The 393-nt window shown below is 43.8% G+C and carries 1 pseudogene; it reads left to right on the top strand.

Going from position 1 to position 393, the window contains the following annotated elements:
• Positions 1 to 393 (top strand): annotated as a pseudogene (locus tag J3L16_RS16025) (non-ribosomal peptide synthetase); the annotation flags it as partial.

Below are 393 nucleotides of genomic sequence, written 5' to 3'. Positions count from 1 at the left end.
GGTGAGCGTTTATACCGAACCGGTGATGCGGTTAAGCAAACCCAGTCGGGTGAATTTGAGTTTATTGGTCGAGTTGATGAGCAAGTTAAAATACGAGGGTATCGTGTTGAATTAAATGAAATCAAACAACATCTGCTTGCCCTTGATGCGGTGTCAGATGCAGCGGTACTTGTTGAGTCGCAAGATGATAGAGCGCAGCTGTATGGATTTGTGGTAGCCGAAGGCCATAACAAGGACGATAACAAAGACCATAAAACAGACAACCAAACGCTAAACATCACTCATATCAAAGAGGCCTTATCAGCCCGCTTACCCGATTACATGATACCGAGTCGCTTTATTATCTTGGCTGACTTGCCGTTAAATGCGAATGGTAAATTGGATAAAAAAGCC

Origin of the sequence: Alteromonas sp. 5E99-2 (genome assembly GCF_017368475.1) — a bacterium.
GTDB lineage: Bacteria > Pseudomonadota > Gammaproteobacteria > Enterobacterales > Alteromonadaceae > Alteromonas_F.
The sequence above is the reverse complement of the archived record's forward strand: the minus strand, read 5'-3'. Positions and strand labels throughout refer to the sequence as shown.